Below are 23393 nucleotides of genomic sequence, written 5' to 3' on the forward strand. Positions count from 1 at the left end.
ACAGCCAGCATTTTTGGTGACACATTTGCAAATAAGGCAAGTGAGGCTCCCACTTTTTCAGTGGAGGTCTCACTGGATGAGTGATGAGTAATGAGTATATCCCTACGCCGTGGTTGTGTGTTTTTCACCAACCACTGGAGGGCGAAGTGAAAGTTTCGGGTTTAGTCCCGAGCAATGCCGGACTCACGATTCACGCCTCACGCCTCACGCCTCACGATTCCCCCCCCCTGACTATTGACTCCTGCCTCCTAACTAATACTTAATTTTGCACCTTCAATTTTTATATTTCTATGAAAGACCGAAAACAAGCATCCATGATTTTTATTTTTATTACATTATTAATTGATGTAATAGGATTTGGAATAATTATTCCGGTACTTCCCGATCTGATCAAGGAATTAAATGGCGGTAATTATAGCGATGCGGCGAGAATTGGTGGGTGGTTGTTATTTGCTTTTTCTTTTATGCAATTTATTTTTTCTCCAATACTTGGTAATTTAAGTGATAAATACGGAAGAAGACCAGTTTTATTATTTGCACTCTTTGGCTTTGGTGTTGATTATTTGATCATGGCATTTTCTCCTACATTGGGTTGGTTATTTTTAGGAAGAATAATTGCTGGGATAACTGGTGCAAGTTTTTCTACTGCAAGTGCATACATTGCAGATATTTCTCCACCCGAAAAACGTGCACAAAACTTCGGATTAATAGGTGCTGCTTTTGGACTTGGATTTATAATTGGCCCCGCATTGGGTGGATTTTTGGGATCTTTTGGAACAAGAATTCCATTTTATGGAGCAGCGGCAATTACTTTTTTAAATTGGTTATATGGATATTTTGTTTTACCGGAATCTTTGCCAAAAGAAAAACGCAGAAAATTTGAATGGAAACGCGCTAACCCTGTCGGATCTTTGGTTGCATTAAAAAAATATCCCGTTACTTATGGGTTAATTGCATCTTTAGTTTGTATTTATATTGCATCACATGCCGTTCAAAGTAACTGGAGTTTTTTTACCATGGGAACCTTTGGATGGAGTGGAACTGCAGTAGGTTTATCACTTGCATTTGTAGGATTAATGGTTGGAATTGTGCAGGGTGGATTAATTCGTATAACTATACCGCGATTCGGACAAAAAAAATCGCTTTATTATGGATTGGCATTTTATACAATAGGGTTGATATTATTTGGAATTGCATCGCAAGGTTGGATGATGTATGTATTTTTAATTCCCTATTGTTTAGGTGGAATTGGAATGCCGGCCTTACAAGGAATTATCTCTAATCAAGTGCCATCCAATGAACAAGGTGAATTGCAAGGCGCATTAACCAGTTTAATGAGTTTAACTTCCATAATTGGTCCTCCATTAATGACGAATACCTATGCGTATTTCACAGGCGAAAAAACACCAGTTCATTTTGCAGGAGCAGCTTTTTTATTAGGAGCATTATTTATGTTTACAAGTTTGATATTAGCGAGAAGAACTTTGAAACATGTGGAAATAATTGAGCACAAATAAGCTTCTATTTTATAAAATTTATGATGGTGAAATGCTCACGTTTAATTACAATATTGATATAATGTTAAGAAATTATTTTTCTTAGCTTTTCTGATATAACTTGATTTCTTTTTATATTTTCATTAAGATTTTTAAGTGGAATTAATTCCCCACAATTTGTATAAACAAATTAGCTGATATTACTGTTTATAGTACTATTCCACTTCATTTGTATTAAAAATCATTCCATAAGAAATCCTATAAATTCAAAAATGGAAAATACTTTGTCTTTTATGCCAATATATCTATATAATATAGGTAAATTTATACGAACTCTAAATGAAAAAGGCAAAAAGTACACCTGAAATTAATAAAACACTTGAAAAATCTGCTAATCTTTTCCCGGTAGTTGGTATTGGTGCATCAGCAGGAGGCTTAGAAGCTTTCAAAAAATTGTTGCATGCAATTCCTGAAAGTACGGGAATCGCATACGTGTTAGTGCAGCATTTAGATCCAAGCCATGAAAGTATATTGGCAGAGCTTTTACAAAAGGTGACCAATATCCCGGTATTAGAAATTTCGGATGAGATCAAGGTTGCACCTGATCATATTTACATTATTCCAAGCAATAAAATGCTGATAGCAAATGATGGTGTTTTAGAGTTGAGCCCCAGAAAGGATTCTTCGAAGTCCAAAGGAAATCATGCAATAGATCTTTTTTTTACCTCATTGGCAGAAGTGCATCAAAGTCACGCAATTGGCGTTGTATTATCTGGCACAGCTTCTGATGGAACGCTTGGATTAAAGGCGATAAAGGAAAATGGAGGCATTACTATTGCGCAAGATGAAGAATCTGCCGCCTATTCAAGTATGCCATTAAGCGCTGTAGAAGCCGGTGTTGTAGATTTTGTTTTGAGACCTGAAGAAATCCCACTAAAAATTTTAGAATTGGTTGAAAATACCTTTTTAAATGGCAAGGATGAACTTTCGATGTTGCAGCAAAGCGAAGAGGTTTACAAACAAATTCTTTCTTTATTGCGATTGCGAAAAGGAACCGATTTTACTTATTATAAACAAACTACCATAAGGCGGAGAATTCTTCGAAGAATGGCTATCAACAAATATGAAAATCCTGCTGATTTTTTAAAAAATTTGCGCGAAAATAAAACGGAACAGGATGCACTTTATCAGGATCTTTTAATTCCTGTTACAAGTTTTTTCCGCGACCCTGCAACCTTCGAAAATTTGTGCGAAACTGTTTTTCCCGCACTTATAAAAAATAAAATAAATGCTATTTCAGGTTTTGATCCGATTCGTATTTGGATTGCGGGGTGTAGTACCGGTGAAGAAGTATATTCGCTTGCAATATGCCTGAAAGAATTTTTAGGAAACCAACAGCAAAAAGTACAAATTTTTGCCACAGATATCAGTGAACCTGCAATAACAAAAGCAAGGTTAGGGTTATACACAAAAGACGACATTATAGGGTTAACGCCACAACGGCTACAAGAATTCTTTACTAAAACGAGTAACGGTTATCAAGTAAATCAATCAATACGTGATTTGTGTGTATTTGCTGTACATAATTTTTTAAAAGATCCTCCATTTGGTAAAATTGATCTATTAAGCTGTCGGAATGTTTTGATATATTTAGAACCCTATCTGCAAAAAAAAGCATTGACCACTTTTCATTATGCACTTAATCAGGGTGGATTTCTTTTACTCGGAAAATCAGAAACCGCATCAGGTGTATCAGAACTTTTCAGTCAGATAAAGAAAAACGACAAATTATTTTCCCGTAAAGATGCTCCTAGTCGTTTTATCCAAATTGCAAGTCAGCGTATTGAACAAAATATCATCGAATTGAATGAATTTCCAAAAGTGGAAAGTATAAAAAAAGATTTTCAAAAAACAGCGGATGATATTTTATTAAATAAATATACTCCGGCAGGTGTAGTTGTGAATGAAGCTATGGATATAGTTCATTTCAGGGGTAAAACGGGAAATTATCTGGAACAGGCATCCGGTAAACCAAGTCATAATTTATTAAAAATGGCCAGGAATGGTTTGGGCTTTGAATTGCGGAATATATTACATAAAGTAAAACGCGATAAAAAGCAGATCATTAAAAAAAACATACCTGTAGATATAAATGGAGCGATGCATAATATTACGATAGAAGCAATATTGTTGCCGAATACAATTGAACCACATTATTTGATACTTTTTCATGATCATAATTCAGTAAATGATAGTATTAATGAATTGGGTATAAAAAAGTTAAAAAACAATATAACTCCTAAAGTAAAAAAAGATGATCGCGATCTGCGTATAACTCAATTGGAAATGGAGCTCGCTCAAACCAGAGAAGATATGCGCAGTATTTCAGAAGAACAGGAAGCTGCAAATGAAGAATTGCAAAGCGCTAATGAAGAATTACTAAGCAGTAGTGAGGAATTGCAGAGTTTAAATGAAGAGATGGAAACCAGCAAGGAGGAACTGCAAAGTACAAATGAAGAATTGATCATTGTTAATCAGGAAATGGTGAGTTTGAATGATCAGATCATGAGTACAAGAGATTATTCGGAGTCAATAATTGCAACTATTCATCAACCTCTGGTTGTTTTAGATAAAAACCTAAGGGTTAAAACTGCAAGTAATGCATTTTATAAAAATTTTCAAGTAAATAGGTTGGAAACAGAAGGAGAATTAATTTACGATCTTGGAAATAAACAATGGGATATTCCACAATTACGAACATTGCTGGAGTCGCTCTTACCGGAAAAGCAGAGTTTTTTTAATTTTGAAGTTGAACACACTTTTCCTGCATTAGGGCAACGTTTCATGTTATTAAATGCAAGTGAAATATTAAGGGAAAAAGGAGCAGAAAAATTAATTCTACTTGCAATACAAGACATCACAGACCTCAAAAAGGCCGAGATCGTTTTAACTAACAGCAGAGAACATTTCCGACAATTAGTGAAGGGTTTACCTGCAGGAGTTTATTCTTGTGATGATTCGGGAAAAATAAACTTTTTTAATGATGCTGCAGTAAAAATTTGGGGTCGTGAACCGGAGATAGGAGTTGAGAAGTGGTGTGGCTCCCTAAAAATGTACAAGCCGGATGGGACACCAATTCCTGCCGATAAATGTCCTATGGCCATTGCATTAAAGGAAGGCAGAACGCTAAATGGTGAGGAGCTCATCATTGAACGACCGGACGGGTCTCAATCTGTTGTATTAGAACATCCCCAACCTGAATTTAATGTTGCAAGTGAAATTACAGGTGCGATTAATATGATGATTGACGTAACCGAACAAGTAAATGCAAGAAAAAAGTTAGAAGAAAGTGAAAGCAGATATTATAATATGGTTTATTCCTCACCATCTGCAATTGGAATTTTAAAAGGACCTGAGTTAATTATTACTATTGCAAATGACGCCATTATAGAAATTTGGGGGAAAGGAAAAGATGTTATAGGCAAAACCTATTTTGAACTATTACCTGAATTGATCGATCAGGGATACCCTGAAATTTTTAATGACGTTTTTACTAAAGGAGTTGCATTCAATGCTATAGAAACACCAGTATATCTTACTAAAAATGGAATATCATATCTTAAATATTACAATTTTATTTTGTATCCGCAGCGTGATATTAATGGTACCATTGAAGGTATTGGTATAATTGCAACCGAGGTTACCTCACAAGCAGAATTAAACAAAAAAATAAAGGATAGTGAATGGGAACTGAGGCAAATGGCTGATTTTATTCCTCAAAAAATATCAACTGCTGATGCAACCGGAAATAGATATTATTTTAACAGAAATTGGTTTACGGATACAAATTTACCTATTGAAGAATTGCAAGGAATGGGGTGGAGAGAACTTATTCATGCGGAAGATACAGAAAGTGCATTAAATAAATTGAACATAAGTCTAAGTGATGGCACCGATTTTGAAATGGAGTTGCGCTTGTTAAATAAGTTGGGAGATTACCGATGGCATTTGAGCAGGTCAACAGCTGTTAAAGATGAACTTGGAGAAGTTAAAAAATGGATATGTTACTCAATAGATATACACGATAGCAAAGAGGAAAGCCATCGCAAGGATGATTTCATCAAAATGGTTAGTCATGAACTTAAAACGCCTGTTACATCTATAAAAGGTTATGTGCAGATATTATTAATGATGTTGGAACAGCACAATGAAAATCAAAATCCAGAGCAATTCAAAACATCCTTGATACGTATTGATAAACAGATCGTAAAACTAACGAGATTGATCACAGAAATGCTGGACCTATCACGACTGGAAGATAGTAAATTGGCACTACAAAACGAAGTATTTGATATCAATGCCCTTGTATCAGAAACTATTGATGATATGCGTTATACCAACACTAATTATGAGATAATTCTGCACAACGATTACCACTGTTTTGTGGAAGGTGACCGTGACAGATTAGGACAAGTATTGATCAATTTTATTGCAAATTCCATAAAATATTCCCCTGATAATAAATCAATTGATGTTCGTATTGTAAAGGCCGATAATAATTATATTGCAGTAAGTATTAAAGATTTTGGAATAGGTATTGAAGAAAAAGATCACAAAAAAATATTTGATCGGTTTTATAGGGTTGGAGGCATGAGTGAGCAAACCTATCCCGGTTTTGGAATTGGATTGTTTATTGCAAAATCGATCATTGAAAGACATCATGGCTTCATAAAGGTAGAAAGTGAAAAAAACAAGGGAGCAATATTCACTTTTTATTTACCATGCATTGAAAAAAAATAAATCCAAATGGGAAATAAACCAAATATATTAGTAATTGACGACGATCAGGATATTGGGCGTATGCTCAAAATGTTATTGGAATTTAAAGGTTTTATTGTGACCATTGCGGAAAACAAAACAAAAGCTGAGGAGATCCTTCAAAATGCGCTTACAGATATCATGATAATGGATATGCTATTGTCCGGAGAGAACGGTATAAATGTCTGTACAGATTTTAAAAGTAATGCGGAAGTAAAACATATTCCAATTCTTATGATGTCGGCTCACCCTGATGCAAAAAAGATCTGCCTGGATGCAGGAGCAAACGATTTTATTTCAAAACCTTTTGAAATGCAGGATATGTTGTTGAAGATCGATCAGTTGATAATTCAAAAGAATGAAGGAATGAAGGAATGAAGGAATGAAAAAATGAAGGAATGAAAGGCCCTCGACCTACCAGGTTTTTTTTAACCTGTGAGGTCTGAGGGAAGGGGAAGGAAGGGAAAAAATTAAGGTATGAAAGAATTAAAGAATGAAGACCCTCCAAAAACTAAAATCATGCTAAATTTTTAAAAAAAGTGCAAGAAAACACCTCATTTAGCTTAATTTATTGCAAATAATTTAATAAGGTGTTAAAAATCTGCATTTATTGCATGCCATTTTTATTAGTTTTAGGAGTTGAAATCAAGAATTATAATACTTATAACTATAAATTCTACTACATCGTATTCAAGGTAATTGTAAAGGTGCTTCCTGCCCCAAGTTCACTTTCTACCTCAATTGCTCCGCCTTGTGCTTCCATAAATTCTTTACTTATTGCTAAACCTAATCCGGTGCCGGTTTCATTTGATCCGGGGATGCGGAAATAGCGATCGAATATTTTGTTTTTATACTGAGGAGATATTCCCTGACCGGTATCGGTAATTGATATTTTTAGTTTTTTATCTATATGCATCAGTTTTATAAATATCGATGAGTTTTCATGCGAGTATCGAATTGCATTGGAAAGTAAATTGGTAAGTACCCAGGAAGTTTTTTCTGCATCTGCCTGAATTAAAGGTATATCCTGACCATAATCCGTTTCTAATTTAATGCGTTTTTGTTCGAGTGGAACCTTATTTGCACTAACTGCATAGGTTATGATCTCTTTGGCATCAGCGGGTAAAATGGAAAGCTGAATGTTTCCGCTTTCCACCTGTGTCATATTCAATAATTCACCGGTTATTTTCAAAAGTCTATTTGTATCTTCCTTTATGCTTTCTACTAAATTTATTTGTTCATTATTAAGTATACCTATTTGTTTGTTTTCTAATAATTGCAAGCTCATTTTAATTGCAGATATTGGTGTTTTAAATTCATGTGAAACTGTCGCTATAAAATTTGTTTTTGCATAATCCAGTTCTTTATATTCAGTAATATTCCGGAGCACAATTACATGCCCTATAAGTCGTTTTTTCTCCTCGCCGGTTGGTGTTATGGAGATATGTAATATTTCCTTGTCAAAATATCCTTCTTTATTATTTGCGTAGATCTTAATTGGGGTTATTTTATTATTAATAGGTGATCCTTCAACAATTAGATCCTTTATGAGTTCTCGTATGAGATCGTTGTGTACGGCCAACTCCTGTGCAGAATGTCCCATAAGCCGTTGTTGATCAATTCCAATAATTTTAGTTGCTTCTTCATTAACAAATATAATTTTAAGGTTTTCATCGAGTCCAATTACAGGGTCGTGCATATTGTTAATAAGCGTTTCAATTCGTGTTTTCTCCATCATCAACTTCGCTAAATTACTGTTGTTATATTCCTCCAGTTTAACAGCCATGGTATTAAACGATTTGGCTAACTCTCCAAACTCACTGTTACTTTGAAAATGTACTCTTTGTGAGTAATTATTTGCAGCAATTTCTTTAGTGCTCTGAGTAAGTTCCTTAATGGGATTGGCAATAGAGGAAGGCAAATTGATCAATAAAGTGAAGGCGATTAAAAAACACAGCGTTCCCGTAACAGGTATCCATATCATCGCATTTTTTGCAGTGGTTTTTGCAATTTCACTTTTGCGTTGAATTGCCTGCATGTTCAAATCCATTAAAGTAAATATACCTTTTCTGATACTTGATCGCAAGGTGGAATCCAATGTGTTTTTTTTATAATTATCGAAATTATTTCTTACTTCCTGAGTTATAGCCTGTTCTCCGATTTCGGTGATATTTTTTTCCTGTTTGTGGAGGTGCTCCTCAAATACCTTAAGCGATTCTGTTGTATTATCCTCCAATGAACTTAGCATGTACCTTGCATATTCAACAGAGTTGTAGTTAGCAACTAGAATGTATTCGGTATCTTGTTTCAGCGCATTTATATTTCTTACTCCAACTAAACTTAAAAGTATGATTAATAGGAATAATAACCCTACACCTAATGTCAGTTTCGTTTTAATTTTCATTTTATGAGAGTATTACAAGGTCAATATTATTTAACGAAAGTTCTTTTAATAGTTGATTAAATATGTTTGTGGCCATTATTATTTTTACCAGATTCAAATGGGGCTTTCCTATACAAATGGTAGTGATATTTCTTTCTCCGGCCAGTGAAATTATTGCTTTTGCAACAGTGGAACTTTCCACTTTAATTATTTCGGCACCGAGTTCAGTGGCTAATTTGAAATTATTAATCAGATGTCTTTGTTTATCCAAAGCTATTTTGGCAGCGCTTTCTTTTGGGGTTTGAACATATAATACGTACCACCTGCTATGGTAATAATTCGCTAATCTTGCGGTTTTTCTGATCACATTTTTGGCCGTTTTGTCGTTGCTGCTTATGCAGGCTAAAAAACGTTCGTGTTTAATGGAGTTTGTTTTTGTAACTTCAGTTTCTACTTTCCTTTCCACCTGTGAAGCAACTTCTTTCAAAGCCAATTCCCGTAGTTGTAAAATATGTTCACTTTTAAAGAAATTGTTTAAAGCAGTTTCAATTTTTTCAGCGTGATATATTTTTCCTTCCTTTAATCTTCCTATCAACTCATCCGCGGTTAGATCTATATTTACCACTTCATCTGCAAGCGCTAAAACACTGTCGGGAATTCGTTCTTTAACTTCAACACCGGTTATCGATTTAATTTCATCATTTAAACTCTCAATATGCTGAATATTAACAGCTGAAATAACGTTGATACCAGCATTTAATATTTCATTCACATCCTGCCATCGTTTCTCATTTTTGCTACCTTCAATATTGGTATGTGCAAGTTCATCTATTATCACAACTTCCGGCCTTAAATTTATAATAGCCTGAACGTCCAATTCTTCCAACTCTTTTCCTTTATAAAATAATTTTCGGCGCGGAATTACCGGTAATCCCTCCAATAATGCTTCTGTTTCTTTTCTGTTATGCGTTTCAATAAATCCTATTTTAACATCTATCCCGTTTTTTAATAAGGAATGTGCTTCCTGCAACATGCGGTACGACTTCCCAACACCGGCACTCATGCCAATATAGATCTTAAATTTTCCTTTTCGGGATTTTTTTATAAGATCAAGAAAATGTTGAACCGTTTTATCCTTTTCATTCATTTATAAAGAAATTGCAAGTGATGTTGTTGCAAAATAATTCATATTGCTTGGCTCATCATTTAAGATAAAGATTTCATCTTTACTGCTTAAACCTCTGAATTCAATTCGCCAAACAGTATTTTCACTAATTAAATAATCCAAATTTAATGATAAACCGGCAGTTTGAAAACCGTTTTCACTACCTGTATAAATGATCACTCCATTCTCGTCGTTATAATATTCTCCCCTTAAGGAAATACTTAAATTATCAGTGGCTGAATATTTTGTAATGATCACAGGTGAAAACCAGGCGTTATAATCGCTCGATCCTTTGGAAGTTTGTTGAAGTCCATTGTCAAAACCTATTGTCAATCCGAATTTTTCATGAATTTGAAATATTCCGTAAAAATCATGAAAGTAACGCATTTGTCTGCTTGAATCCGGAGTATCACTTCCCACGAACGAACTGCTGTTTAAGGTAATTTTTGAACTTGGTTTGTAAACTAATTGATGTCCGAAGGCAGGTAAATTATTTCCATCTACACGTTGAATCCTTTGCCAGCCATTTAATATTAAACCACTCAGCATCCATTTTTCGTTATTGCTGGTATAGGAAATTTTTACTCCACTTTCATAATATGGAGAGTTTTCTGCTGATAAACTTCTTGTTAAATTCCAACAGTCTTTTCCAATTGCGCTTTCAAAACCTATATGGGAAGAAAAAATACCTGCATCAAGCCATATATTTTTCGATTTCGATATTTTTATTCCCGCATTTGCCTCGTAGATGTTTTTTAATACACCTGGTTCTGCCGCGAGATTCGTATTGGCATAAACGCCTGTCATTAATGCAAGATTTCCTCTTACATTTGATTTGTTATAAGCCAATTTTATATAACCAAAATTTAAATTCACTTCATTGTGTCGCGAAAAACTGTAGAAAAATGGAGGTTTCATATGATTTCCCGGTTTCCCAAAATCATAACTGTAATAGGTTTCCAGATAACCTGAAATTGTTAATGGATCTGAATCATCCTCTTCTGAGTTTGTAGTTCCCAGTGAATCAGTACTTGTATTGGTTAAAATTTTGTCAACCTCTGTATTGAATGATCCGTTCAAATTCATTTGAGCTTTTACTTCTCTGGATTCAAGAATACTGAAGGATAAGCAAAGAAGGATCATTACTATTTTGTTGATATTTTTCATAATATTTATTTTAAATTATCTAACTCGAGATTTAGTTTAAGTACATTTATTTTTTCTGTTCCGAATACTCCGAACAATGGCTTTTCTGTATTATTTTCAATTAAAGTATACAAATCAGCTTCCTGTAAATTTCTTACCAATGCTATTCGTTTAACCTGCACATTGGCCGCTGCAACCGATATATTGGGATCAAGTCCGCTTCCACTCGCTGTTACCAGATCGGATGGGATCTCTGATCTATTGATACCGGGATTATGCACCAGAAAGGTATCAATTCTTGCCTGAACTTCCTCCAGGTATTGTGGATTACTTGGACCTTTATTGCTTCCACCTGAACCTGCAGCATTATAACCCACGGCAGAAGGTCGTGAATAAAAATATTTATCATCGGTAAAGGTTTGACCAATATTGCTGTAATAGATTTTACCGTCTTGTTCTATTACTTTTCCTTTTCCGTTATTTGGTGATAATTGTGCTATTCCAAATAATACTAAAGGATATACGACCATGAAGAAAACCAGACAAACGGATGTAAGTTTAATTGCCGCTAATATATTAGATTTCATATTGTTATTGATTTAAATTATAAAAGAAACTAAAATGTCGATAAGTTTTATTCCAATAAATGGGATAATTACTCCACCGGCTCCAAATATTAATAAATTTCTTCGGAGTAATGCACTGGCACCAATAGGTTTATATGCAACACCTTTTAATGCAAGCGGAATTAACATTGGGATTATTATTGCGTTGAATATTATTGCCGAAAGTATTGCACTTTCCGGACTGCTAAGATTCATAATATTTAATCCTTGTAAAGCGGGAATTGCAACAATGAACAATGCCGGAATTATTGCAAAATATTTTGCAACATCATTTGCGATACTAAAAGTGGTTAATGTTCCGCGTGTCATTAATAATTGTTTTCCAATTTCCACTATCTCAATTAATTTGGTGGGATCATTATCAAGGTCCACCATATTTCCTGCTTCTTTTGCGGCCTGTGTTCCACTGTTCATAGCCACTCCAACATCGGCTTGAGCCAGTGCAGGAGCATCATTGGTGCCATCTCCCATCATGGCAACTAATCTGCCCTCGGCTTGTTCTTTTTTGATATAATTCATTTTATCTTCCGGTTTTGCTTCGGCAATAAAATCATCCACACCCGCTTTTTCCGCTATGAATTTTGCTGTAAGAGGATTGTCGCCGGTGACCATAACAGTTTTAATTCCCATTTTCCGCAAACGCTCAAAACGTTCTTTTATTCCTGGTTTAATAATATCCTGTAATTCAATTACTCCGATCACTTTTTCATTTTCAGAAACTACCAAAGGAGTTCCCCCATTGCTCGAAATTATTTTTACTCTTTCTTTTATTTCTTCAGGAACTATATTTCCAACCTTTTCCGATAAATTGGTAATTGCATCGGAAGCACCTTTTCTGATTCGGGTATTTTCATAATCTACACCTGAAGTTCTAGTTTCAGCAGTAAATTTGATAAATCTGGGTGACGAAATATTATAACTTAATGGATTTACTCCAGCTAATTCGATAATTGATTTCCCCTCAGGAGTATCATCACTCATGGAACCCAACGTAACACATTTGATAAAATGTTTTTCATCAACTCCCGAAAGAGGATAAAAATGAGTGGCTTTGCGATTACCTATGGTAATTGTTCCTGTTTTATCCAATAATAGAACATCAATATCTCCTGCTGTTTCCACTGCTTTTCCGCTTTTGGTAATTACATTTGCTCTTAAAGCTCTATCCATTCCCGCAATACCAATTGCAGAAAGTAAACCACCTATAGTTGTTGGTATTAAACATACAAACAAGGATATAAAAGCAGCAATAGTAATTGGAGTATTTGCATAATCAGCAAAGGGTTTTAATGTAATTGTAACTATAATAAATACAAGAGTGAATCCTGCTAATAATATAGTTAATGCGATCTCATTAGGAGTTTTTTGGCGACTTGCACCTTCCACAAGAGCTATCATCTTATCTAAAAAACTTTCTCCGGGTTCAGTAGTTACCTTAACGACAATTTTATCCGATAACACCTTGGTTCCACCTGTAACAGAACTTTTATCTCCACCTGCCTCTCTGATTACAGGAGCACTTTCACCGGTAATTGCACTTTCATCTATAGTTGCAAGTCCTTCAATTATTTCACCATCAGTAGCAATAATATCTCCTGCCTCACAAATGAAAATATCACCTTTTTTTAAGTTTGAAGAAGAAATTATTTTTCCGTCGGGTAATTTTGCGGGAGTTTCTTCACGCGTTTTCCTAAGTGAATCAGCTTGTGCTTTTCCTCTTGCTTCTGCAATGGATTCTGCAAAATTTGCAAATAGTAAGGTTAATAAAAGAACTATAAAAACTGTAAGATTATACGAAAAACTGCCTTGTGATTTTTCTCCCGCCAATGTCCAGATACAAACTGCAAACATTACCGCAGTCCCGATCTCTACCGTAAACATTACCGGATTACGAAATAAAATAACAGGATTTAGTTTCACAAAAGATTGTTTAAATGCACTGCGCATCAAATCTTTTTGAAATAAGGAATTATTTGACTTTGTCATATTTTTAGATTAATATATTGAGAAATATTCTGCAATTGGTCCAAGTGTCAGCGCAGGGAAAAAAGCCAATGCTGCTAATATGGTTATAACTGCAAATACCATTAAACCAAATGTTGGAGTGTCTGTTTTTAAAGTTCCATTACTTTCAGGAATGAATTTCTTTTTAGCTAAAATTCCCGCAATTGCAACCGGGCCAATTATTGGGAGATAACGTGCTAATAACATTACTATACCGCAGGCAATATTCCAAAACGGAGTATTATCTCCCAATCCCTCAAAGCCACTTCCATTATTTGCACTTGCAGAGGAAAATTCATACAACATCTGACTAAATCCATGGTAACCCGGATTACTCAGCCAACCTGCATATAATTCAGGGTCATTTGCATACATATAACTTGCCATTGCTGTTCCGGTCAGAATTAATAATGGATGCAGCAATGCGATCATCATTGCTATTTTCATTTCTTTGGCCTCGATCTTTTTACCTAAAAATTCAGGTGTTCTTCCCACCATTAAACCGCTGATAAATACAGCCAGTATAATGAATATATAAAAATTAAGAAACCCTACTCCAACACCTCCATAAAAAGAATTGGTCATCATTCCCAATAAGGTAAACATTCCTGTTAATGGAGTCATACTATCGTGCATTGCATTCACCGAGCCATTACTGGTGCAGGTTGTACTAATTGCCCAATATGCGGAAGCAGCAGAACCAAACCGGATTTCTTTTCCCTCCATACTTCCAAAGTTTTGGGTTATCCCCATTTTTTCTATTTCTGGATTTCCGTTCATTTCATTGATAATACTGGGAGTTAGCAGCACTAAAAAACCAAGTGTCATAACACTGAATATTGTCAATGCTAATTTTTTTCTTTTTAAAACATATCCCATTGCAAAAATCATTGCTATAGGAATTAAAATAATAGATATGGATTCCACTATATTGGTAAGATAATTAGGATTCTCCAATGGGTGCGTGGAATTAGGTCCATAAAAACCGCCACCATTTGTTCCTATTTGTTTTATTGCAACAAATCCCGCAACCGGACCACGACTTACCTGAATGCTATCTCCCTGCAACGTGACCATATTATTTTTACCTTCGAAGGTCATAGGTGTTCCACTAAACAATAAGATCAACGCAACTACAAATGCTATCGGGAATAAAATTCTGGTGCAACTTTTCACAAATAAAGAATAAAAATTCCCAAGTTTTTCTGTGGATCGTTCTTTCATTGCCATAAATACAATAGCACAAATAGCTATACCTGTACCTGCACTAATAAATTGCCATAACATTAATATTAATTGCCCCAGGTAGGAGAGTCCTGATTCACCTGAATAGTGTTGCAGATTTGTGTTTGTTACAAAACTAACAGTAGTATTAAATGCAAGATCACCACCCATAGATGGATTTCCATCCGGATTTAAAGGCAACCAACTCATATTTGTAAGAACAAACATGCAGATAAGAAACCATAAAAAGTTTATGGTTAATAGTGCATATAAATTTTGTTTCCAATTTAATTGGACGGTAGGATCAATACCACTCAGTTTGAAAAACAAATTGTCGAGTGGATTAAAAATTTTGTCAAGTCCGGTTTTTTCATAATTGAAAATTTTACCGATGTATCTTCCCAGAGGAATGGCCATGGCAACCAACAAGACATACATGAGGATAACGCCAAGAATTTCAGTATTCATATAGTTAAAATTTTTCGGGTTTGAGCAGTACATAGCACATATAGCCAAAAACTGCAATGGATAAGATGAATAATGCTGTCATAATATTATTTTATCTGCAAAGGAATTTATGAGTTAAATGTTGTCGAAAAAATTAATTGTTTTATAAAACAGCGCGAATAGTATCAGCCCTGTTGTGATGAGAATAATTGTTTCCATTTAATTTGATTTAAGTGTAAATATGATCATGTATCAATTTGATAAAAGTGACTTTGGTCACCACTTACTTTGTTTTTCATTAGTCGCCGGTTGTAATAACCTGGTTATAATATTCATTTCTCAGTGTTTCCGGGAAATAATTCTTAATACTGTAGTGTTGAAATTCGAGGAAAGTGGAAACGGAAAATAAATACACATTTTTGATTGCATTTTTAATTTCCCTGTTGCCATTAATGAATAAATTTTCAACAATTTTGATACAATATTTTGCTCTTCCGGTATCACCGTTTTTGATTAACTTTTTGGTTATATCGGCAAATTGTTGCATTTGGTCATAAACATTTTTAATCGGTTTCGTTTTCATTTTATTTGCATTTTGTGATGTAACCTTGTTTTAACAATTTGCTGTCCTGATTAGCAGAAATCGGTGCAAGTCCCATTACGATTGGGTTTGAAGAAATTTGATAAGAAAGTGGATTTTAAAATACTATCGTTTTGAAAGTATTTACCCTATCGAAATGAAAGTGTTTCAACTGATCTTATATTCCTCGAGTTTGCGGTAGAGGGTAGTTAATGCGATATGAAGTAGTTCGGCGGTTTTTGTCTTGTTGCCATTAGTGTAGTTCAACACCTTTTGTATATGAAGTTTTTCCGCACTTGCCAGGTCAAATGCCGAAAGTTGTTTCGTATTTCCTTTTGGGGTAAAATTATCCTGAAATTCTGCAGGTAATGTTTCGAGAGTAATTATATCCTGATTAGAGAGAATTACACTTCTTTCGATCACATTTTTTAATTCTCTGATATTGCCATTCCAGGTATGTTGTTTTAATGCTTCAAGGCAATCTGCTGAGAGTGTTTTTATTTTTTTATTTGTTTTAGCTGCAAATAAACCAATAAAATGGAGTGCCAGATCTTCTATGTCAGCAATTCGTTCTCTTAAAGGAGGTAAGTTCACTTTAAATACAGATATACGGTAATAAAGATCCTCTCTGAAATTACCCTTTTCTATTTCTTTTTGTAGGTCTCTGTTTGTAGCGGCAATTATCCTGATATTAACTTTTGTAATGCTGCTTTCGCCTACTTTAATAAATTCGCCCGACTCAATAACCCGCAACAATTTTGCCTGTAGATCCAAGGCCATATCACCAATTTCATCTAAAAAGATGGTACCCTTATCGGCTTCTTCAAACAAACCTTTTTTATCGCGTATCGCACCGGTAAAAGCACCTGCTTTATGTCCAAACATTTCACTTTCCAATAGATGAAGACTAAAGGCCGAACAATTAATTGCGACAAAATTTTGATTACTTCGATTGCTAGCTTGGTGAATTGCTCGTGCAAATACTTCCTTACCTGTTCCGGTTTCGCCGGTTAATAAAACTGTGGTATCGGTGGAAGCAACTTTTTTGGCAAGTTCAACAGCTAGGTTTATTGCTTTTGAATTGCCGATGATATTGTCAAAGGAATGTTTATCCTCAAGTTGTGATTCCAATCGTTTTATCCGGTTTGCCAATTCCGATTTTTCAATTGCGCGATGTATCAATGGAATTATCTTATTATTATCATCACCCTTTGTGATATAATCAAAGGCGCCATTTTTTATGGCTTGCACACCATCGGGAATGTTTCCATAAGCTGTTAGAAGAATAATTTCTATTGTGGGATATCTATCCTTGATTTGTTTTACAAGGTCTACACCACTGCCATCAGGAAGCTTTACATCACAAAGTACTACATCAACATTGTTTTTATCCAGTTTTTTTAACCCAGTGGCGCAATCACCGGCCTCCATTATAGTATAACCTTCGAGATTAATTATTCTACTGAGTAGAGATCTCAGTTTTTCCTCATCGTCAATAATTAATACAGTTTTCAAAATAGGTAGAATAGAACTGTCGCAAAATTAATATATAATGCTATTCTATTTGGAATACTAAATTTAAGTAAGCAAATCCTCTATTATTACATTTCGGTCATTTTTGGATATGTTTTTCACCATTTTTTGCAAAAATATGTATAAAAATGGCTGAATGCTGCATTTTTTGCATGCCAGAAATCTTCAAGTTAGTGCAGTTTTATCCAAAAATTACTCTGTTTTCCATTTAAACTCTGCAGACCAGGCATAAAATGCTTCCATTTCTTTGGTATGCGACTTCAACCATTTTGTTACATCTGATTCTCCTGTTGAAGCGAATGCGATATAACTATAGGCTTCAATGAAACCTTTCTCCTGCATAGCTGTAAAATATGGAACATAATAATCCCAATAAAATCCATAATTTTTTTCCTCACCTTCTTTTAATGTAGAACAAAAGGTGTCGAATTTGCGAATGAATTTTTCAACCTCTGTTTCATTTTTGTATTTTTTATCGAAGTCAAGTGCTGCACTCATACTTAACATCATATCCACCATAGAAAAACTATTTTCACTTGGATCGCCGTTGGCTAAAGTGTCGCCAAGTATTCCTGCACTTATATTTATGGTGACAGATTGTTTTCCGGTTTTTTCGACATTTCCATTCATAATAACATCTAACGCCGCCAAATTTTCTTCTGCTCTAGTGCTTTGAGGTTCAATTGCAAGAAATCTGCAAAATGCCAACATAGCAGGTATTCTTTTGCCGTCATAATTTTTAAGTCTTCCAATAGCATTGTGCGAACTCGCATGGTTTGGGTTGCAGATCACTGCTTTTTCAAAAGAATGCAACGCCTCATCATATAATTTTAATGAGGATTGTGATACACCTTTATTAAAATATAATTGATAAAAATCAGGAAATTTTGATAAACCCTGATTATATATTTCTATTGCTTTTTCCGTGTTTTTTAATCCATCCATTGCATTACCATAAGTAACATAAACCACATTCAGATCTTCATCATCGGGATAAAGTTTAATTGCTTTTTCACAATTTTCTATCGATTCTTTATTTTTTCCTAACGATAATAAACTGTAAGCCTTTTCGGTAAGCGCAAATAAATTGTCTTTATCGATCGCAAGTGCTTTGTCGTATTTCGCAATTGCACCTTTGTAATCACCGTTATCGTGAAGTTCTATGCCTTCCATTACAAGGTCGTCGGCAGCGGTTTTGTTTTGGGTGAAGATATTGTTGCCAAGCATGGCGAACAATATCAATAGGGTAATTTGTTTCATTTTGAGTGTTTTAGGTTATAAATTATTTTTTTTCTACCGGGAAAAAAGATTTAGTCACTTCAATCTTTCCTACAATATTACTGTTAAATTCATCTAATTCTTCAGCCGGAATCCATAATTCGTTATGCATGACGCCACCAACATTTTGAATATCAAATTTCTTTAAATATTCCGAGTTAACAGAAAACTTTGTTACAAAACCAGATCCCGATGCATCTACATTCCAATCTCTGGCAATTTGAATGGCATATTCTTCATTCATAACCGGGTAAAAAATGGGCTGTTGCGCAAGCCTGGGTGGAAATTTTTCCCAGTTAGATTGTTCAATCAATAAGAGTTCCTGCGGACCAACCGGTCTAAATAATATGGTGGTTTCAAATTCCATTTCACAAAAAAAGAGGTTTTTATTTAATGGCAATATAATCAAGAATTTAATCAAAATTATTGATTCTATTCAATCATCAACTTGCCTGAACTTTTTAATTTTCCTGATACACTCACTTGAAAAAAATACAAACCATTTATTAAATTATTTTTTGATATCTCGATAGTATTTCCGGTGATATCAGTTATTGAATTAATTAGCTCCCCATTTAAATTGTACATCATAAATATACAATTTTCTTTGAAATCATTTTCAAATTGAAGTGTAGCGGTATTTGTCATGGGATTAGGAAAAAGGGTGTAATTGTCGGTTATTGTTTCATTCTCAATACTTGTAGTAAAATTCTCAAGCATTAGAGTAATCGGTAAATAACAGTTCACTATAGAATCTCCCGGCCAGTCGGAATCGTAAATATGAAAAAATGCACTAACCGGAGTGTTGTTCGGATATAACTCGGTTTTAAAATTTATATCAAAATTAAAAAATTGTACATATCCCGAATCAAGCGATGAAAGGACCATAAAATCTTCTGTAGTGATAATTGTAGTGTCCTCCAAAATAATATGTATAAAAGGATAAACAGACCAAACAGTATCGTTGTAAAATAAATTGCCCTCTACAATGGTATCATCAAGATAATGGAGATAAAATGTATCCGCGTCGAGATACATGTTATTGCAATCGGCCTGTTGGGCTTTGAGATTTGAAAATAGTGTTAGGATGGAGAAGGAGAGGAGGAGGAGTTTGGATTTCATATGTATTATTTTTGCTTGGTTTAATTGCTAATTAAAGATATGTATAAATAAAATATGGTTTAGAGTTTTAATGGGTTTTGCAAAAAAATGAGTTAAATATGACGAATGATCAGTTTAATTTGAGTTGTATTAGAAGAAGGATACAATTATGGCTGGGCTTCTATTATTTTTTGTTCTTCGGGAGTTATGTGATAAAGTTCGTAAACCATTTTATCAATTAGGTTTTCGTTGTCTTTGGTGTCTTCGCCCTTTTGTTTTTGTATAATTATTTTGTCAACCAATTCATCCATTTTAATTTCTTGGTCGGGTGTTGGAATTGGTATTTGTAGTGGCGATAAAGCCTGAACACTTATTATTAAATCGCCCGTTCCAGTTTTTGGTGCAAAACGGTTTAGTTCATGCTCAATTAGTTTGGAATTTAAAACGCCAACCAAATATTTTAAATGTTTTCCTGTAGCAATGCAGGTGCTGTCTAATGAACAAAATCCAGTTTCATCATAACAGAAACGAAGTTTTGAACCTATCCGTTTCCAAATTATTTTTGGCAAACTCAATTCTTTCCAAAAGGCAATTGTGTCTTGAGTTTCAAACCATTGGTTTGATGACTTTTTTCTTGAACCTACATTCCCCGATTGCTCTAATTTGGTCTTGCCAAATGTTAATAGATGATTTACTACTGATGGATATTTATTAATGTTCAATTTCAATGCAGGAAAAGTTCCGATTATGTATGAGTTTGAAGATTTTGAAAAATACTTATCAATTTCTCTACCTCTGAATAATGGTTTTATAATTTCTGCTGCACTTATATTTTCTTCAATTATTCTATTCTTAGTTTCTTCATCCAATAAAAACGCTTCATTGAAACCTGTTTTAATTCCAAAGTTTATCTTCAAATCCCAGTCAGACAAAGCCGTTCCATATTCATTTATTTTATGATAGATTTTCCAAAGGTTTTCATTTTGAAAAATCCATTGCCCATTATTGAAAAGTGCTTGTTCATATTCTTTGCCATCCTCTTTTACAACAGTTTCTAAATTCTCAGGCATAACCAAAACATCTAAGTATGTAAATGTTTTAGATAGTTTTTCCTTTTTAAATTGAATAATAGCAGCTTTTACTGTGGCTTCATCAAAAACATTCACTTTGTCGAATTCAATTATTTGTTGCAATAATGTATTTTGAATTAAGTAAGAACGCAAATTGTCGCCATAACTTACTTTAAAAAATTTGTTTGAAACAATGAAAGTTAAACCGCCATTTTGCCTTAATATTTTGTTGCCTAATTCAAAAAAGTAAGTGAGAATATCTGCACTGCTATTAAATACAGTAAAATCTTTTTGTAATTGTGGTTTTAGGTGTTTTATTTCTTCATGTCGAATATATGGAGGATTCCCAATAATTAAATCAAAGCCTTCAAATTCACCTTTATCATTAAGAACTTCAGGAAATTCAAATCGCCATTCAAATGCATTTTTAAAGATTGCATTATTTTTAATTTCTTCTAAAATAGTTTCGCATTTATTTAATTTTTCAGATGCAATTTTGACGTCATTGTTGTATTTCACCTTTTCTTTAGGTGTCATTTCAAAGAAACTAAATTGTTGAGTTAACTTATCAAAATCTCCTTTTGCTTTATACCAATTCAAATAGTCTTTACCAGTTTTAGTTATTTCGGTTCTGAAGTCAGATTTAATACCATCTATTATTTTTTGTAACCCTCGTTTTACATCTCGGCTTTTTTCATTTTTATAATCACTTACAAAATCACGGTAGGCTTTAATATCATACTTAATACTTTTTAATGCCTTACTCAAATCAGCATCCAAAGCAAACCTGCTCAATAAACTATTTCCGCATTTAATATTAATATCAATATTAGGAAGTGTTTCCAATTCTAAATAATTACTTTCTTCTTTGTAATATGCATTTTTAAGAAGTTCTATCCATAAACGCAAACGGCAAATTTTTACTGAGTTTGGATTTATATCTACACCGAATAAACAATTTTCAATAATGATTTGTTTTTCGTGAAAAAGTGTTTTTTGTAGCCTTTGAATTTCTTTATTTAGGGGTTTTCCGTTTTGGAGCTTGTATTCCAGTATATTTGTTTTTGGGTCAGTAATTATAAGCTCATCATTCACTATTTCAATTTCATACCCACTGATACTATTTCCTTCATTATCTGCCAGAATGCCTAATTCAGATTTTATGCTTATAATTTCGTTCAAAGAAGAAACCAGGAAATGCCCGGAACCAACTGCCGGATCACAAATCCGAAGAGAATTAATTATTTCATTCGCTTTAAGTACTTCCTGCGTTTTAAAAATGCGCGAAGTATAGTTTTTTACATCTTCAAATTTATCAAACATCGGTTTATCCTTATCCGATAGAGACTCATTGAATTTTTCAACTACGGCAAGTCTGATAGACTGTTTACACATATACATTGTAATGAATGCCGGTGTAAAAATGGAGCCGTCTTTATAACCGTTTATTTTTTCAAATACCTTTCCCAGCACCGAGGCATTTATGATAGTTTTATTTTCCTCCTGAATATCTTCTGTTCCTTCACTTGCAAAATCATAGGCATCCAAAAATTGAAAAAGATAATTCAGGGTTGGTAAACTGGCAGTCTTCTTTTTAACATCTTTTAGTATTGTTGTGTTAATTAATTCTAATTCCCCTCCATCATCCAGGGAATTTATTTTGATCGTCAGATCTTCCAATTCACTTATTTCAAAAAGCGAACTATTCAAATAAGGAACGCGAATGTATTTGTCTTTAAGAGCAGCACTTCTTTCGTTGATATTTACTGCTAGTACCCTATGAAAAAGTTTAAAAAGTTCGTCAAAGTCATTAATGGTTTCTGAATTTAGAAAACGATAATCTTTATTTCCCTGATGATAAGTGATCAGTTGTCCCTCCAGTAATTTTAAAAATAAAATTCTGTTTATCCAGGTAATTCCCAATTCCAGTGAGATGTTAAATATGCGTTCGTCTTTTGTTGAGCCATAAATGGATTGGTCGGGTAATCTGTGTAATACATCTTCCGTATTTAAAGCTTCAATTGTTGCTTCTACAAGTGATGCGGCATCCCGTTTTTCGATTTTTCTGCGTATAATGTTTTTTCCACCTTCTTTTGCTTCTTCCAGTCCGATGATATGGAGTAATTCTTTATAAAATTTTTCATTTAGCGAATTACTATCGTTTGGCGTTACTATTTTTAAAAGATGTTGTGGGGATAAAATTTTCAATAAAGCACTTAACTCACGGTCATCTTCTTTTTTGTTGTTGCGCAGAATGGTATTATATTCCCGTATGTCAAAATAAACACAAGGAATTTCAATATCCAGATTCGAAACAATTTTGGCTATTTCCTCATAAAAAAAAGGGTTGTCCTTTTGGTCATTTATTTTGGTATCGTAAAGTTTCTTAATTTGTGTATTTCGGTATATGTATTTATCAAAATGATTGGCATCAATAATATACCATTCATAAACATTGGTAATTATCAATTGCTTAAGTTGGTTATTACCTGCCTTAAGCCTTTCATTCATATAATAGAGAA

16 protein-coding genes are annotated in these 23393 nt (G+C 34.0%); 3 read left to right on the forward strand and 13 right to left on the reverse strand.

Annotation, left to right across the window (positions count from 1 at the left end):
- The first annotated feature begins 290 nt into the window (after nt 1-290).
- The 3 genes from IPI31_12940 to IPI31_12950 all read left to right on the forward strand — a co-directional run bounded on the left by IPI31_12940 (nt 291) and on the right by IPI31_12950 (nt 6692).
- Entirely contained in the window at nt 291-1517 is a 1227-nt protein-coding gene (locus tag IPI31_12940) for a TCR/Tet family MFS transporter (protein ID MBK7568720.1), read from the forward strand.
- Nucleotides 1518-1835: 318 nt separating this feature from the next.
- On the forward strand, nt 1836-6296 hold the full coding sequence (locus IPI31_12945; GenBank protein MBK7568721.1) for a PAS domain S-box protein: 4461 nt from the start codon (nt 1836-1838) through the stop codon (nt 6294-6296).
- Between the two features lie 6 nt (nt 6297-6302).
- The gene (locus IPI31_12950; GenBank protein ID MBK7568722.1) at nt 6303-6692 is read left to right on the forward strand and encodes a response regulator transcription factor; all 390 of its coding nucleotides are present in this window, start codon (nt 6303-6305) and stop codon (nt 6690-6692) included.
- A gap of 301 nt (nt 6693-6993) precedes the next feature.
- Here IPI31_12950 and IPI31_12955 read toward each other — a convergent pair whose 3' ends face one another.
- The 13 genes from IPI31_12955 to IPI31_13015 all read right to left on the reverse strand — a co-directional run bounded on the left by IPI31_12955 (nt 6994) and on the right by IPI31_13015 (nt 23382).
- Entirely contained in the window at nt 6994-8718 is a 1725-nt protein-coding gene (locus tag IPI31_12955) for a HAMP domain-containing protein (GenBank protein MBK7568723.1), read from the reverse strand.
- Nucleotide 8719: 1 nt separating this feature from the next.
- Nucleotides 8720-9844, reverse strand: coding sequence for a sensor protein KdpD (locus IPI31_12960; protein MBK7568724.1), 1125 nt, complete (start codon nt 9842-9844; stop codon nt 8720-8722).
- The gene (locus tag IPI31_12965) at nt 9845-10948 is read right to left on the reverse strand and encodes a porin (protein MBK7568725.1); all 1104 of its coding nucleotides are present in this window, start codon (nt 10946-10948) and stop codon (nt 9845-9847) included.
- Between the two features lie 86 nt (nt 10949-11034).
- A complete protein-coding gene (locus tag IPI31_12970) occupies nt 11035-11595 on the reverse strand; it encodes a K(+)-transporting ATPase subunit C (GenBank protein MBK7568726.1) in 561 nt (186 codons plus the stop codon).
- A gap of 12 nt (nt 11596-11607) precedes the next feature.
- On the reverse strand, nt 11608-13620 hold the full coding sequence (gene kdpB / locus IPI31_12975; protein MBK7568727.1) for a potassium-transporting ATPase subunit KdpB: 2013 nt from the start codon (nt 13618-13620) through the stop codon (nt 11608-11610).
- 9 nt (nt 13621-13629) lie between these two features.
- Nucleotides 13630-15330, reverse strand: coding sequence for a potassium-transporting ATPase subunit KdpA (kdpA, locus tag IPI31_12980; GenBank protein ID MBK7568728.1), 1701 nt, complete (start codon nt 15328-15330; stop codon nt 13630-13632).
- Nucleotides 15331-15334: 4 nt separating this feature from the next.
- Nucleotides 15335-15412, reverse strand: a complete 78-nt coding sequence (gene kdpF / locus IPI31_12985) for a K(+)-transporting ATPase subunit F (protein MBK7568729.1) — start codon at nt 15410-15412, stop codon at nt 15335-15337.
- 195 nt (nt 15413-15607) lie between these two features.
- The gene (locus IPI31_12990; GenBank protein MBK7568730.1) at nt 15608-15892 is read right to left on the reverse strand and encodes a hypothetical protein; all 285 of its coding nucleotides are present in this window, start codon (nt 15890-15892) and stop codon (nt 15608-15610) included.
- Nucleotides 15893-16057: 165 nt separating this feature from the next.
- The gene (locus IPI31_12995; protein ID MBK7568731.1) at nt 16058-17404 is read right to left on the reverse strand and encodes a sigma-54-dependent Fis family transcriptional regulator; all 1347 of its coding nucleotides are present in this window, start codon (nt 17402-17404) and stop codon (nt 16058-16060) included.
- Nucleotides 17405-17614: 210 nt separating this feature from the next.
- Nucleotides 17615-18682 (reverse strand): tetratricopeptide repeat protein, encoded by a 1068-nt coding sequence (locus tag IPI31_13000; GenBank protein MBK7568732.1) that lies wholly within the window; start codon nt 18680-18682, stop codon nt 17615-17617.
- Between the two features lie 22 nt (nt 18683-18704).
- The gene (locus IPI31_13005; GenBank protein ID MBK7568733.1) at nt 18705-19067 is read right to left on the reverse strand and encodes a hypothetical protein; all 363 of its coding nucleotides are present in this window, start codon (nt 19065-19067) and stop codon (nt 18705-18707) included.
- A gap of 65 nt (nt 19068-19132) precedes the next feature.
- Nucleotides 19133-19822, reverse strand: coding sequence for a T9SS type A sorting domain-containing protein (locus IPI31_13010; protein ID MBK7568734.1), 690 nt, complete (start codon nt 19820-19822; stop codon nt 19133-19135).
- A 146-nt stretch (nt 19823-19968) separates the two neighbouring features.
- Nucleotides 19969-23382 carry an Eco57I restriction-modification methylase domain-containing protein gene (locus IPI31_13015; GenBank protein MBK7568735.1) on the reverse strand — a complete coding sequence of 1138 codons (3414 nt, stop codon included), beginning with the start codon at nt 23380-23382 and terminating at the stop codon, nt 19969-19971.
- Nucleotides 23383-23393 lie beyond the last annotated feature (11 nt).

The sequence above is a fragment of the Bacteroidota bacterium genome, assembly GCA_016706865.1.
In the GTDB taxonomy this organism is placed as follows: Bacteria; Bacteroidota; Bacteroidia; order Chitinophagales; family BACL12; genus UBA7236.

Coding starts and splice junctions, on each gene's coding strand:
- IPI31_12965 (MBK7568725.1), bottom strand. CDS start 10,948: ATGAATTTGAACGGATCATTCAATACAGAGGTTGACAAAATTTTAACC.
- IPI31_12940 (MBK7568720.1), top strand. CDS start 291: ATGAAAGACCGAAAACAAGCATCCATGATTTTTATTTTTATTACATTA.
- IPI31_12970 (MBK7568726.1), bottom strand. CDS start 11,595: ATGAAATCTAATATATTAGCGGCAATTAAACTTACATCCGTTTGTCTG.
- IPI31_12950 (MBK7568722.1), top strand. CDS start 6,303: ATGGGAAATAAACCAAATATATTAGTAATTGACGACGATCAGGATATT.
- IPI31_12945 (MBK7568721.1), top strand. CDS start 1,836: ATGAAAAAGGCAAAAAGTACACCTGAAATTAATAAAACACTTGAAAAA.
- IPI31_13010 (MBK7568734.1), bottom strand. CDS start 19,822: ATGAAATCCAAACTCCTCCTCCTCTCCTTCTCCATCCTAACACTATTT.
- kdpB (MBK7568727.1), bottom strand. CDS start 13,620: ATGACAAAGTCAAATAATTCCTTATTTCAAAAAGATTTGATGCGCAGT.
- IPI31_13015 (MBK7568735.1), bottom strand. CDS start 23,382: ATGAATGAAAGGCTTAAGGCAGGTAATAACCAACTTAAGCAATTGATA.
- IPI31_13005 (MBK7568733.1), bottom strand. CDS start 19,067: ATGGAATTTGAAACCACCATATTATTTAGACCGGTTGGTCCGCAGGAA.
- IPI31_12990 (MBK7568730.1), bottom strand. CDS start 15,892: ATGAAAACGAAACCGATTAAAAATGTTTATGACCAAATGCAACAATTT.
- IPI31_12960 (MBK7568724.1), bottom strand. CDS start 9,844: ATGAATGAAAAGGATAAAACGGTTCAACATTTTCTTGATCTTATAAAA.
- kdpA (MBK7568728.1), bottom strand. CDS start 15,330: ATGAATACTGAAATTCTTGGCGTTATCCTCATGTATGTCTTGTTGGTT.
- IPI31_13000 (MBK7568732.1), bottom strand. CDS start 18,682: ATGAAACAAATTACCCTATTGATATTGTTCGCCATGCTTGGCAACAAT.
- kdpF (MBK7568729.1), bottom strand. CDS start 15,412: ATGACAGCATTATTCATCTTATCCATTGCAGTTTTTGGCTATATGTGC.
- IPI31_12955 (MBK7568723.1), bottom strand. CDS start 8,718: ATGAAAATTAAAACGAAACTGACATTAGGTGTAGGGTTATTATTCCTA.